Here is a 12,644-nt window from a genome sequence, read left to right as displayed (position 1 = left end):
AACTATTACGGCAGTATATGTTCACCTTGCCACAATTGTTCAATCTTTTCACGCTCACGGATCACTTGATTTTGATCTTTATCGACCATGACCTCTGCCACACGTGGACGAGAGTTATAGTTAGATGCCATCACAAAGCCATATGCCCCACTTGAACGTACAGCTAAAAAGTCACCTGCTGCCACATTTAACTGACGGTCTTTACCTAAAAAGTCACCGGTTTCACAGACTGGGCCGACCACATCATAAGCAAAGGTTTGCGCCGCAGTTTGGTTAACAGGGATAATGTTTTGCCAAGCTGAATACAACGACGGACGAATGAGATCGTTCATGGCGCCATCCACAATAGCAAAGCGCTTATCGCTGTTTTCTTTTAATGACAACACTTGAGTGACAAAAATGCCGGCGTTAGCTGCAATGGCGCGCCCGGGTTCAAATATCAATTTTAGTGGTCGATCGCCCAAGCGCTCAAGTAAGGCGGCGGCGTACACATCAGGATGCGGCGGAGTTTCACCATCATAAGTCACCCCTAAGCCACCACCGACATCGAAATGCTTAATTTCAATGCCCTGCACTGCTAAGCGGTCAATTAGCGCTAGCATTCGGTCCATGGCATCTAAAAACGGGCGCATTTCAGTTAACTGTGAGCCAATATGACAATCAACCCCTTTAACATCTAGATTAGGCAAACTATGGGCGCGAGCGAACACTTGCTCAGCTTCATCCATGGCGATACCAAATTTGTTTTCTTTAAGCCCGGTAGAAATATACGGGTGAGTGCCGGCATCCACATCTGGGTTAACTCGCAATGATATTGGGGCCACTTTACCTAAACGGCCAGCTACCTCATTAAGTTGCTCAAGCTCAGCGCTTGATTCAACATTAAAGCAATAAATACCAATATTCAGTGCTTGTTCCATTTCCGCCGTTGTTTTACCAACCCCAGAAAAAACCACTTTTTTAGGGTCGCCGCCAGCGGTAATAACCCGGGCTAATTCACCGCCAGAAACAATATCAAAGCCACTGCCTAAACGTGCTAATACGTTCAGCACCGCAAGGTTAGAGTTAGCTTTAACGGCATAACAAATTAAATGAGGGTGCGTTGCCACGGCATTATCAAAGGCATGCCAATGGCGCTCTAAGGTTGCGCGCGAATAAATATATAGCGGCGTACCATGCTCACGAGCCAATTGCTCTACTGAGCAGCCTTCAGCAAATAAGCTGTCTTGTTGATAAATAAAATGATCCACTATGCGATTCCTTGTTTATTATTCTGTAATACTTTTATGCGATAAAGGCGGCTTTAACCTAGCTTTTGAGGCAATTGTTGAGACTGAGTCTGAGGTTTAACTTGGTTTTCCTCAAGGGTAGACTCTGGCGGTTTTCGCTGTTCCTGATTGGTTTCTGCGTCAGGAGTTTTATATAAAGGGCCTTTTTGTCCGCAGCCTATAATGGATAGGCTAGCAAGCATTACGAATAAAAACAGTCTCATTTTTCTCAACATTCTATGCATCTGGGGAGTTATAGCCTTATAATCGCATTCATAACCTAGAAAGCACAAGGATTGAAATGCATGGCTATGACAGATACAGAGTTTCATCAATTGGCAGATGAGATGTTCAGCAAGATAGAAAATGCCATTGAAGCTGCTATTGACGAGCAAGATGCCGATGTAGACATCAATGCCAGTGGTAATGTTTTACAGCTTGAGTTTGAAGATGGTTCGCAAATCGTCATCAATAAACAAGAGCCGTTACATGAGCTCTGGATTGCGACTCGCTTTGGTGGTTATCACTTTGCGTTAGTTGATGGAAAGTGGTTTGATGAGCGTAATGACAATATATTCATGCCGTTTGTGATTGAGTCAATTAAAAAGCAAAGCGGTATTTCGCTGGCGATTTAATCCCTCAGGTGTACTAGCTCAAATTGTCGATATCTAAAGTGATAATGTCAGCAAAACTGAATTGGGTTTAGAAGTCTGAACTCAATTCATTTATCATCACCCCAAATGGCACCACGTTTAACTCACCGTTTATTCTTTCTAATTTAAAAAATTGCGGCATATTAAAATAATGCTGTGATGATACCCCCTGCTCAAATGCAAAACTGTGGCTTTCTTTTTCCACCAACTCCTGCATCGACATATTTTCATATAATTGATGTTTAAGCTCGTTTGCTTCATCAATAATAAACACATCTAAAACATCAGGTCGCTGGCGTAAAAAGTATTGCTTTGCCCCTTTGGAAATATACAACTTAATCACATTGGGGATACCGCCGTAGGGATCAGCTTTGATGATGGCAGCTGGCGCATTCAGCTGCGGCTTTTTAAAACGCTGCACTTTTATCGGCCCAGCTTTAACCGCGTCATCACCCAAGAGGTTATACACCAAACCCATGGGATTAAAATATAAACCATAACGATGGCCGCCAAGCTGTAACGGATGCATTAACCCTGAGAAAGTGCGCGCCTCATAACAGTATTTGACGCATTGAGAAAAAATCCCCTGCAGCGCATCATGTAATTGTTTTTTCAGCCGCTGGGCACAGGCGACAATATTAATTTCTACTTGCTCAGGTTTACATTTTAAGCCTATAGCAACAAAAGACAGCGCCTCTAATAATCCCAATGGACCTTTAAAACGATGACACTGCCACTCGCCCCAACTATTGAGACAAATGATATCAATGGTAGACAACATATTTTGCTGTTTTTTGCCTAAGGAAAAAACATTGGAGTTCATGTAATCAATCATGATCTCTTGCCCTTGCCACTTGATGGTTGGGTCTTTATCAAGATTGGCCACAACAATAATTTTTTTATAAAAAAATGGCTGACACAATTCAGCTTTGGAGACTTTGCTTGTCGCCGTCATCAACGGATTAAGGCTTAATGCCAATTGAGTCAAGCGGGCTTTACGGTGTTTACTGCGGCCATACTCTTGCCACTGAGTGTCCGCAGTAGAAATATCATTCATCACCGCCCACGCAATCAATGCTGTGGGTGTGTCGGCTTTAATAATGGCTGACTCACCCAATAGCTGCCCAGAATTATGCGGCTGGCGATATAAATAAAATCGTGACTCTTTAAGGCTATGGATAATGGTTAAATGAGGCTCGATTATTGAGCTGCTCCACAGCTTGTTTAAAGGTAATAATTGATGCTCATCGTCACTGAAATAAGTATGAAGTTTACGGGCAAGGATCCCTAACTCTTCCACTCTAAAGCGATCGCTTAATGCTTGTTTTGAGGCAAAGTCCAATAAGGTGCGATAACTGATTAGTAGCAATTCATTAAGCTGCTTGTTAAACCATTTCAGTTGCCCTGAATGCCAGTGCTGGCTGTTATCCAGTGTTTCTAACAAACTATGGGGCCAACCCCAGTCCTCAACCAATTGCTGCATTTTATCTCTGCGCCAATCTCTGGCCACGCAGCGATTTGTTAAATTGACCCCACACTTAAGATAAAAACAACGGCGGACAATTTCGAGGCGGCGCGTGTCCCGTCGCCCGAGTAGATATGCTTCAATACGCTGATATAAAATTAAATAGGCATCATTGGATTCAGTAAAATCCCCTTGCAGGCACTGTTGCCAAATCTGCTGGGTAATAAAATTTGCTTGCGGGTACTCTGCGGCATAGGTTTCCAGCAGCAATACCTTAAGCAAGGCTTTATGGGGTTTATTGAGCCCCTTATAGAGTTGCCATAATGAGGCGCCAAAATATTCAGTTGCCGGCATGGATTGCACATCGCCTAAAAACAACACTTCGTTATCAGCGTCAGCACCCGGCCACCACCCCGCCGCTTTACCAGACAAACGAATATGGGAGCGATAAAATTCTTCTAATAATAACCAATGCTGGGTGCTGCCACTGTGCTCTTCGCCAAGGGAGCTGTAACAATTATCAAATGCGCTGCATTCTCTAAACTGTAATGGGTGTACCAGATAAAAATTCACTTCAAAATCAAAACTTGCAAACCACTGAGTCAATTGGTCTGTTTTTTCAGTAACTAATGCTAAATCAGCATGACTTAAGCTTGATTTGTAAACCAACCACACATCAACATCACTTTTAGGGTTTTGGCCAAAACTTGCGGTGCTGCCCATGGAATACACTCCTTCGAACGCACTGGGCTGGGCTGCTTGCAGATCTAAACTGGGTAAATGCAGACTGTGACGCGCCTGTTCCATAGCAGGTGTCATGTCAAATTGGCTGATCCCAAAAGGCGTTAAAGCGGAGTTACTGCCGGGCAGTTGCACATTATGATGATGGATCAAATAAGGAATGATATCGAAAAGCTGTTGCTGAATTGGCGACAATAAGGATTTAACCCGTTCATATCGAACAAGATTGAGTTGATTAGCTATCTCGATGGAGCGATAAACCTTTTGATTCAAAGTATCATCCTGTTACTAGCACTAAGTTACTAATTATCAACATACTGCAGCGCAGTTAAAAACCATGTTGATTAGCGTTAAATAAATTAGTAGAAACGTGATCATGTTAGCACTTTTATTTAAATACACCAGCAAATGAGATCTGCATCACAAAAAAACTACGTGCATAGTTCAAACAATCGCTATCGATTTGTTACATCTGCTTTCTGGCAATGTTAGCATTATTGCAATTAAGTCTATTGATGGAACTCTTTGGCATGTCTCAAAATGTTATTCGTATCGCTACACGTAAAAGCCCACTTGCAATGTGGCAAGCAGAATTCGTAAAAGCAGAACTTGAACGTATTCATTCAGATTTAACCGTAGAGCTATTACCAATGAGCACAAAAGGAGACGTTATTTTAGATACGCCTCTGGCTAAAGTTGGCGGTAAAGGTCTTTTTGTTAAAGAACTTGAAGTTGCCATGCTTGAAAATCGCGCTGATATCGCGGTGCATTCAATGAAAGATGTACCGGTAGACTTCCCTGAAGGTCTAGGTTTACAAGTGATTTGTGAGCGTGAAGATCCACGTGATGCATTCGTATCAAACACTTACAAAACCATTGAAGAATTACCACAAGGCGCTGTTGTGGGTACTTCAAGTCTTCGTCGTCAATGTCAAATCCGTGCGGCTCGCCCAGATCTCGTCATTAAAGACTTACGTGGCAATGTCGGTACTCGCTTAGCTAAATTAGATAGCGGCGATTACGATGCGATTATCCTTGCTGCTGCAGGTCTTATCCGCCTAAAACTTGATGAGCGTATTGCCAGCTTTATTTCAGCTGAAGACTCACTACCTGCAAATGGCCAAGGCGCTGTCGGCATTGAGTGCCGCATGAATGACGAACGCGTTAAAGCATTGCTTGCGCCACTTGAGCATTTAGAAACTCGTTACCGTGTTTTTGCCGAAAGAGCGATGAATATGCGCTTAGAAGGTGGCTGTCAGGTACCAATCGGTGCTTATGCTGAAATTGATGGCGATAGCTTACATCTTCGTGGCCTAGTGGGTAACCCTGATGGCAGCCAAATCATTGAAGGTAATGTGACTGGTTTAAAAACTGATGCGGTTGCATTAGGTGAGCAACTGGCTGAAGATTTACTTAGCCGCGGTGCTAAAACCATTCTAGACGCTGTTTACAACCAGTAATCGAGATGAAAGTCTTACTGTCGCGCCCTGAGGGGCGCAATCAAGCTATGGCAGATAAGCTTAAAGCGAAAGGAGTCGACTTCATGGTCACTCCTTTATTAGCTGTGGTACCTACTCACAACCGGATTAACCCCAACACCCTCACCCAAGCTGACAGCTTAATTTTTATTAGCACTAATGCGGTAAAGTTTGCAGCCATTAGCCTTAATGATAAATTTCCAGATTGTCGCTATTACGCCGTTGGCCAAGCCACCGCTGATGCCCTGTCGCAATATAACATCACTCCTGAAATTGCCCCTGAAGACAGCCAGGACAGTGAAGGCTTATTATCACTGACATCATTAAGCGATATTAAAAATCAACACATTGTTATCGTAAGAGGTATTGGCGGCCGCGAAACTATCGCTGAGCAACTGACTCTCAGACAGGCCAATGTTTGCTACTGGGAAGTCTACCAACGCAGTCTGCCAAAGCTAGATTCAGCCTTGGTTTGCAGTCAGTGGCAGCAATTCGGCATTGATACCATAATCGTCACCAGTGGCGATGTGCTAGAGAATCTAATTAAACTTGTTCCAAAAGAGTTATTTGCATGGTTGCAATCATGTCATATCATAGTCCCCAGTAATCGAGTGGAGCAAAGAGCAAAAATAGTCGGGTTAACTCACGTCACCAATGCAAGTGGCGCGAATACTCAAGCTGTTTTAGCTGCATTATCTGTTTAATCATTAGCTAGTCATTTGTATTTGCGATAATGTTTAATCCTGCCAAACTGTAACTTTGCCTTATCGTGTTTTTGCTCGCATTAATGATTTGGTCGCACTGTGGATGATCAAACTAGGTACTCAAGGACAGCTCATGGAACACAACAAACAAGATCCTAATCAACAAGCTCATTCAGACAATGATGTGATTGAATCAACTCCTGTTATCGAAGCAGATAAAGTGAGCGAACCTGAGTCAGAAAATCCCTCATCAACCACACAAAAGCAAGCCACAAACTCTGAGGCTAGCCCAGAAAAAAAACACCGTAGTAAAAGTTCATGGTGGGTGCGTTTCAGTATTCTTATTTGCCTGATCATTGCCATTGGCGGAATAGGCCTAAGCTATCTGCTATGGATGGAACTGCAAGAGCAAAAACAGCAGCTGCAAACTCAAAACCAACAAACCAGCGTAATAGGTAGTCAAGTCACGCAAGCGCTGGTAGAACCCAATAAACGCATTGCAGTATTAGAAGCCCAGCAACAGCAAAATTCACAGGCTTATCAGCAACAAGCGCAGTTAGCTAAATCACAACAGCAATTACAGCAACGGGTCGCTACACTGGCTCAGCGTAATCCAAATAACTGGATGGCATCTGAAGCTGAATACTTAGTCCGTATGGCAGCTAGAAAACTGGCTCTTGAAAACGACCCTAAAACAGCAGCAAGTTTATTAACATCTGCTGATGAGCGTATTGAAGCAATGAAAGATCCCACCTTATTGCCGATACGCCGCGCACTTGCCAATGATCTCGCCCGAACTAATTCCATCAAAACCACTGATGTGGCAGGCACCATTTACGCTATTGATGGCATACTTAACCAGTTAGATACTTTGCCGTTAAATCGCGCCAAAGCCCAAGCAGCAGAAGACTTGGCGGAGCAAAATGCCATCTCAGATTCAGTAGATGACTGGCAAAGTAATTTAGCCAAGACTTGGCATTCAGTAACGGATGGTTTTATCACTATTCGTAAGCGCACTACAGATCTTGAGCCGCTACTAGCCCCAGATCAGCAATGGTATCTGGTTGAAAATATCCGCAATAAATTACTCCAAGCTCAGTTAGCCCTGTATCAACATGATCAAGTTAATTATCGCCAATCGGTTGGCTTTGCGCGAACGTGGATCCAGCAATACTTTGATTTAGACGAAGATAAAACCCAAGAAGCGCTGCGGGCTTTAGATGCACTAATGACGGTCACCATTGAAGAAATAAACCAGCAAAAATTTGAGTCTACCCGATTACTTCAGCAGCTCATTACTTACGGTGAGTTGGTTCCAGCAGAGGAACCACAGTCATGATTAAAACTCTTGCATATGTGATTATCATTTTAATCGGTTTTTGTATCAGCCCATTTATCATCGGCAACACAGGCTATATTTATATTGCGGCGGGCGATTATCAAATAGAAACCAGTTTAGTCTTTGGTTTACTGGGGTTAATTTTATTTTATGCAGCGCTACAGATAGTTGAATGGCTGATTATTTTCCTACTGAATATCATTATTCATAGCCGCTATTTACCTGATCGCTGGCGCAAACAAGCCGCTAAAAAACATACCTTACAAGGGGCCTTAGCACTGGCAGAAGAAGACTGGCCTAGTGCTGAAAAAGCCATGTCTAAAGGCGCAGCAAAAGGCGAACTGCCGGCTTTGAATTTATTTGCCGCCGCCCGCGCTGCTCATCATCAACACAATAGCCAAGCCCGTGATCAATATTTAGCTCAAGCGGCAGAAGATCCGCTAGCACAAACCGCAGCCAGAACCTCAAAAACTCGCTACCTTATCCAACAGGGTCAATTAGCTGAGGCGAGAATAGAGCTACAATTACTCAATCCAACCAGTAAAAGTAAAACCCCAGTGCTAAAATTAGCCTTGGATTTATATCAGTTACAGGGTGACTGGCAAGCATTAAAGTTACTTTTACCTGCTATTAAAAAACGTCAAATCGTTACTGATGAGATATTTAATAATATAGAGCAACAAACTAATATTGCCCTATTGACTGCTGCAACTGAATCTAACGAACAAGATCTTGAGAAGTGTTGGCACTGGCTTAGTAAAACAGAGCGCAGTCAACCGACTCTCATCGCCATTTATGCTCGCGGCTTATGCCAGTATGAACGTAAAAAAGATGCCTTAAAGCTGCTTTCTAAGAGTTTGAAAGTCGAACCCAGTAACAGCATTTTATCGGCCTTGCCCCACATACTAGATGCTGACGATGATGAAATAAGAAAACTACTGCAACGTTACCAGCAAACCCATGAGCATGATGCTGGATATCAAGTGTGTTTAGCCAAGTTAGCCATGCAAAAACGTGATACTAAAGTCGCAAAAGAGCACTGGACAAAAGTATGTGACGTATCACCATTACGACAGCATTGGTTGGCATTAGCACAAGTGCAAGAGCAACTCGGTGAAAATACCGCTGCACTACAAAGTTATCGAAAAGCGGCTAATGCTAGCGAGTAAAACTTATGCAAATGTTAAGCAATAATTTCATAATGAATTAATCGCTTCCTATAATCAGTTAGACACTAAAGCCTGCCATTTGGCAGGTTTTTTTATCGCTTTTTTCTACGTGAAACAAGCTAATCTAGCAACAAATATCTCATGAATAGCCTACCAACATCACCTAATGCTAATGTATTAAAAATTTAACATTTGCCTGTAATCACTTAGTTGTACTGATTTACAAGACTTTTCTATTTCCCTCTTAAATTCATTAGTTTATTACGAAGAACTAGATGGTCAAAAAATTGACCTATAGTAAGGCTACTGCTAAAATTGTTAACTTGCGGTTAATTTAACTTTCAAACTTATAACAGCAAATGCCTCGATATGCATAGTTATGCTAACACTATGAATATCAGGTTAAATGCGGGTTATTGGAGCTAAGGTCATGAGTTCTGTTGTAACGACAAAAAATGGTGTTTTAAATTCAACTAATGGAGAGATTACTCTCACATTGAACAATGAAACAAAAAACATTCTTCCAGGAGATACTATTCCTGCAGGGGCAGAACTCCAAGTAGCCGATGGCATTGCGTTTGTGGTGACCTTTGACGATGGCACTATTCTCAATGGTGACAACATAGCTGAAAACTTATCGGCCGAAACTATCATAGATATGACCACAGATGAGCTCACTGAGATTGAAGCCCTACAGGCATTAATTGAATCCGGTGAAGATCCAACCGCTGAACTACCTGAAACCGCAGCAGGTGAGACAGCAACAAATCAAGGTGGTAGTGATTTCGCTTCATTAGCTCGTGAAGGCTCGGAAACTATTGCTACAGCAGGCTTTGATACCTCTTTTGATGCACCAGATATTTTAACCGCGAGTCTTTCATTAGGTGATGATGGCGTTGATGCGCTAAATAACAACTTTAATGTAGCTCAGTTTACCGATAATTTTGTCAATGGCGTATCCTTTACCACCTCTTCTGGATTATCAGGTTTTACCGGTGATTTGGGTTCACCGGGATCATTTGCTTACCTTCCTGGCGACACTATTACTTTCATGGTCGGTGGCGTCACTATTGCTACTTTTAGCGCCGATGTTATTCAAGGGGATATTTTATTCCTACAGGATATTGCTGGCACTTTGCTGTCTGATACCAACATGGATTATGTTGAGAACATGGCTATTTTCCTTCAAGCCTTGGATAACGATTTATCCGACGGTATTGATGACGGTATTTTAAATACCAATAGTCTGGTTAATATTGATGACAGCTACAGCACTAATATCAATATCTTATTATCCGTTCACGAAGCATTAGCCAATTATATTGATCCCACCACGGGCCAACCATTAAATATAGCAACAGCAGGTAAAGAGATGATCTCTCAAGTACTTGCTGAATTAGGTATTATTTTTACCCGTGATACCGAAAGACAAGAAGATGGCCAAAATGTATTTGAAACCATTGCGATGGAGCATGTTGCAGATACCATTGATGACATTGCAGGCGATAGAACCCCTGATGAACATGACGAACGTACCGTAGATATCCTTGACGTACCCGGTGGGTTAATTACCTACAACTATAATGAATTAGATGGTCAAATTACTTTCTCAGCCAACGATTTACTAGAAGGTGCTGTAGGCCAACAGGTTATCGACCAAAACTTATTGGTTAGCAATGTTAGACTCAGCGCAGCTTTTGAGGACATTGGGACTTTACAAGATTTAGGTGATGGCAATTTTGTCATTATCTTAAATGAAGGTATTACCCAATACGATCTTGAAGGCCTAAGTATTGATTACCGTGTAGAAGATTGGACCGTCTTCAGAGACGTCACTTCAGCGACCCAAGATCAATATAAATCACATCTATCTGCTAATATTCCAGATGTTTTTGAAGATGTTGGTTTTAATCAATTCACTTTAAATAGTGAACTCACATTTGAAACCGATCAAGAACTGTTCATCACTTTCACCAGTGAATTACTCAGTGAGCAACTCGGTTACCCAATTGCCGAATATGCTGATGATTATTTAGTTCCTCTTGAATACTCGAATGATGGTGGCCTAACGTGGCAGACCATGACTGTAGGAGGGATTGATTCAAGTGATGTTCTTGCTAGACCTATATTTAGCTTCAACCTTGAAGCAGGTAACAATAGCATCCTAATTCGCGTGCCTATTTTTGATGATGCCATTATTGAACCAACTGAATATTTCAATGCCATAGTTACTGGTGAAAATGTTTATGATGAAGAACTAGAATTTGCCATTTTTGATAACGACGGTAACGGTTCAGACTTACCTGTTGTCGATATTGACTACGCCGTTGTTGTAGAAGGAATGGAGTTTGCATTATTCACGCTGACGTTAAGTGAACCAAGCACAGAAACCATTACCCTTGATTATAGCTCAGAAGAGCTAACCGCTTTATTCGGTGAAGATTTCACTAATGTAAGTGGCACTGTGACTTTCCTCCCTGGTGAAACTACAGCTTATATTAGCGTCCCTATTACAGATGATTTAATCGTAGAAGGTAGCCCTGAATTTGCGCTAATAAACTTATCTAATCCAACCAATGCTGTACTAGGTGATACTCAGGCGACGTTACGTATTTATGATAATGATCTTCCTGATAATACAACCATTACTTTAGATATTGATCCCGTCACTGGCGATAACTTACTTACTCCAGATGAAAGCACTGGTATGGTTACCATTACAGGTACCGTTACTGCAGATGCATCCATCACAACAGGTATTATCATGCTGACTATTAATGGTCAGGAATACCAAGCAATTATGCAATCTGACGGTACATTCTCCGTTGACGTCAATGCTACTGATCTTGTAAACGATGAAGACACAGTAATTGATGGTATTGTTTATGGATACGGAGCTGATGGGGCAAAGGGAACAGCAACAGCTAACGAAGATTATGATATCCCTACTGTGGCAGAAAATGACAGCATTATTGTTGCAGAAGACACTATCGCTGCAGGTAATGTTCTAGATAATGATACCGATACCGATGACGTTCTCACTGTAGTTAGCTTTGAAATTAATGGCGTGACATACACAGCTGGAACAACTGTGACACTTGATGAAGGTGAACTGTTATTAAATACTGATGGATCATATTCTTTCACCCCCAATACTAATTGGAACGGTATTCTTCCCGTTATTTCATACACCACTAGTACCAACAATACAGCTACATTGACGATTGAAGTGACTCCTGTTACTGATGGTGCTCCTGGCGTAATCATCAACACCGACGCTAATAATGATGGCATCATCAGTGAAGAGGAATTAGCTAATAATACTGAAGTATCTGTCACCATCGACCTAACTGATACCGGGGCTCAACCCGGTGACACATTAGTCGTTAATGGTCAAGAAATCATTCTTACACAAGTAGATATTGATAATGGATCTGTTGATATAACACTACCTGCTCCAGAAGAAGGTGACTCTATTGAAGTAGTCGCCACCATCGTTGATAGTGCTGGTAATATTAGCCCTGAAGGCTCTGATAGCGCAGTTATAGATACAACACTACCTGTAATTTCAGTCATTGCCCCAGACAGCAGCAACGATGACACCCCCACAATTACTGGTACTACTGATGCAGAGCCTGGCTCAGTGATCACCATTATTGTTACCGACAGTGCTGGCAATGAACAAACACTGGAAACAACGGTAAATCCTGATGGTAGTTACGAAGTCGATGTTATCGATCCTCTAGCAGAAGGCGATTATACCGCTGTCGCAGAAGTGACTGATCCGTCTGGTAATACTGCCACTGCTGAAGATAATGGTGATATTG

The 12,644-nt window shown here is 42.1% G+C and carries 9 protein-coding genes; 6 read left to right on the top strand and 3 right to left on the bottom strand.

Features of this window, described 5'->3' with window-relative positions:
* Positions 1-5: 5 nt before the first annotated feature.
* Positions 6-1,250 carry a diaminopimelate decarboxylase gene (gene lysA, locus Q4533_RS17060; RefSeq protein WP_102476048.1) on the bottom strand — a complete coding sequence of 415 codons (1,245 nt, stop codon included), beginning with the start codon at positions 1,248-1,250 and terminating at the stop codon, positions 6-8.
* A gap of 53 nt (positions 1,251-1,303) precedes the next feature.
* Positions 1,304-1,492 (bottom strand): lipoprotein, encoded by a 189-nt coding sequence (locus Q4533_RS17055; protein WP_241901024.1) that lies wholly within the window; start codon positions 1,490-1,492, stop codon positions 1,304-1,306.
* Positions 1,493-1,573: 81 nt separating this feature from the next.
* Here Q4533_RS17055 and cyaY point away from each other — a divergent pair, with 81 nt between their 5' ends.
* Positions 1,574-1,903, top strand: a complete 330-nt coding sequence (gene cyaY / locus Q4533_RS17050) for an iron donor protein CyaY (protein WP_076539407.1) — start codon at positions 1,574-1,576, stop codon at positions 1,901-1,903.
* 67 nt (positions 1,904-1,970) lie between these two features.
* On the opposite strand, the gene Q4533_RS17045 is transcribed toward cyaY, so the two are convergent.
* Positions 1,971-4,400: a class I adenylate cyclase gene (locus Q4533_RS17045; protein WP_303503475.1), complete on the bottom strand. Its 2,430-nt coding sequence runs from the start codon at positions 4,398-4,400 to the stop codon at positions 1,971-1,973.
* Between the two features lie 257 nt (positions 4,401-4,657).
* On the opposite strand from Q4533_RS17045, the gene hemC reads away from it, so the two are divergent.
* The 5 genes from hemC to Q4533_RS17020 form a co-directional block, all read left to right on the top strand.
* The gene (gene hemC / locus Q4533_RS17040) at positions 4,658-5,587 is read left to right on the top strand and encodes a hydroxymethylbilane synthase (protein WP_102440236.1); all 930 of its coding nucleotides are present in this window, start codon (positions 4,658-4,660) and stop codon (positions 5,585-5,587) included.
* Positions 5,588-5,592: 5 nt separating this feature from the next.
* A complete protein-coding gene (locus tag Q4533_RS17035; protein WP_102440237.1) occupies positions 5,593-6,309 on the top strand; it encodes a uroporphyrinogen-III synthase in 717 nt (238 codons plus the stop codon).
* Between the two features lie 133 nt (positions 6,310-6,442).
* Positions 6,443-7,648, top strand: coding sequence for a uroporphyrinogen-III C-methyltransferase (locus tag Q4533_RS17030; protein WP_157936125.1), 1,206 nt, complete (start codon positions 6,443-6,445; stop codon positions 7,646-7,648).
* Complete coding sequence (locus Q4533_RS17025) at positions 7,645-8,817, top strand: heme biosynthesis HemY N-terminal domain-containing protein (protein WP_102440239.1); 1,173 nt, start codon at positions 7,645-7,647, stop codon at positions 8,815-8,817. Before Q4533_RS17030 ends, Q4533_RS17025 begins: the two co-directional genes overlap by 4 nt.
* 430 nt (positions 8,818-9,247) lie before the next feature.
* On the top strand, positions 9,248-12,644 hold a 3,397-nt coding region (locus Q4533_RS17020), incomplete at its 3' end, for a retention module-containing protein (protein ID WP_303503473.1).

It is taken from the genome of Shewanella sp. 6_MG-2023, from assembly GCF_030547195.1.
Classification (GTDB): domain Bacteria; phylum Pseudomonadota; class Gammaproteobacteria; order Enterobacterales; family Shewanellaceae; genus Shewanella.
This window is presented reverse-complemented; position numbering and strand designations above follow the sequence as displayed.